Annotated in this window: 1 protein-coding gene; it reads left to right on the forward strand. The window is 44.3% G+C overall.

Annotated features, from left to right (window positions below):
• Positions 1–54 precede the first annotated feature (54 nt).
• Positions 55–1,460, forward strand: a protein-coding gene (locus ACFQ32_RS10260; protein WP_369792500.1) for an IS3 family transposase whose coding sequence is annotated in 2 segments (ribosomal slippage) — positions 55–538 and positions 538–1,460 — 1,407 coding nt in all. Because the reading frame shifts where the segments join, the coding sequence is not laid out codon by codon here.
• Positions 1,461–1,493: the final 33 nt, after the last annotated feature.

Genomic DNA, 1,493 nt, shown 5'->3' on the forward strand with positions numbered 1-1,493 from the left:
TGAAGTGCTCCATAATAGTTAGACATTAATCTGACTATTAGGAGCACTTTTTTCATGACTAAATATTCAACTACTTTGAAAATGGAAATTTGCAGTAAATACTTATCCCACCAAACCTCTTTAGCTAAACTAGAACGCGAATACGGCATTGATCATACCGAGATTAGGGCCTGGGCAGAACGTGCCCGTAAACATGGCTTAGCCGCTTTAAAGGTTACTCACACCCGACAAACTTATTTGCCTGAATTCAAGCTAAATGTGGTACGCTTCTATCATGAACATCACATGGGAGTACTCCAGGTAGCTGCAGTTTTTAATCTTTCGCGGTCAGTAGTAAGACAATGGCTGGCGGCTTATCAGGCTGCAGGCTACTCTGGGCTGCTCCCAAAATCCAAGGGGAGACCACCAACCATGACTAAAAAGAAGCGTCAGAAGAAGCTTAAACCCACTAAGAAGCTAACCGAAGTAGAACAATTGCGTCGTCAGGTTGCTGAGCTAGAGGCACAAAAAGCCGACTTAGAATTGGATAACTTAATCCTAAAAAAAGTGGCTGCCCGATATCCACGCTCACCAACCGGCAAAAAACCAGAATAGTCGTGGAGATTCGGGCTGAGCGACCTGAGGTGCCGTTAAAGCTTTTGCTTGCCAAGCTGCACCTTAACCGCAAAACTTATTACGACAACCGCAGTCACCGATTGAACCGATTAGATAAATACGCTGCTGTTAAAGGCGTAATCAAGTCTATCTTCTACCAAGAAAGTGATGAGACTTACGGTTATCGACGTATGCATGGTGCACTCTTAGATCAAGGCTTTAGCTATGCGCCCAATACCGTGCGCAAGCTGATGCGGCAGCTGGGACTAAAGACCAGAGTCTACAGTAGGCGCACTGCACGCTACAGTTCTTATGCGGGCCCTGCAGGCGTAATCAAGGAAAACATTTTAAAGCAGCGGTTTAATGAAACCAGACCCTACCACGTCTTACACACGGATATTACCGAATACAAGCTGACCACAGGCAAAAAGGTTTATATTTCACCGGTCATTGATGAGGCCTCACTGGAAATACTGGCTTGTCAAGTCAGCTATTCGCCTAACATGAAGCTGGTTTATGATATGCTGGCAGAGCTTAAGCACAAGCTGCCTAAAACAGCCCAGCCTATTTTGCATTCAGATCAGGGTTTTCAATACCGCCACAGCGGCTATCAGACCAAACTAAGACAGATGAAGATTAAGCAAAGCATGTCGCGCAAGGGTAATTGCCACGATAATGCACCGGGAGAAACCATCTTCAACCTAATGAAACGGGAGAAGCTCAACCGCATTAAGATCAGTTCACTAGCAGAAATGCGGGAAGTACTGCATGATTACGTTTACTGGTTCAATCATATTAGAAGATCAAACAAACTAAAATACACGACCCCGATCAAATATCGAAATCGTGCATTGAGTCTTGCGTAATATTAAAATGTCTAACTTTTTAGTTGCACTTCA

Source organism: Lactobacillus melliventris, assembly GCF_042679465.1.
Taxonomy (GTDB): domain Bacteria; phylum Bacillota; class Bacilli; order Lactobacillales; family Lactobacillaceae; genus Lactobacillus; species Lactobacillus melliventris.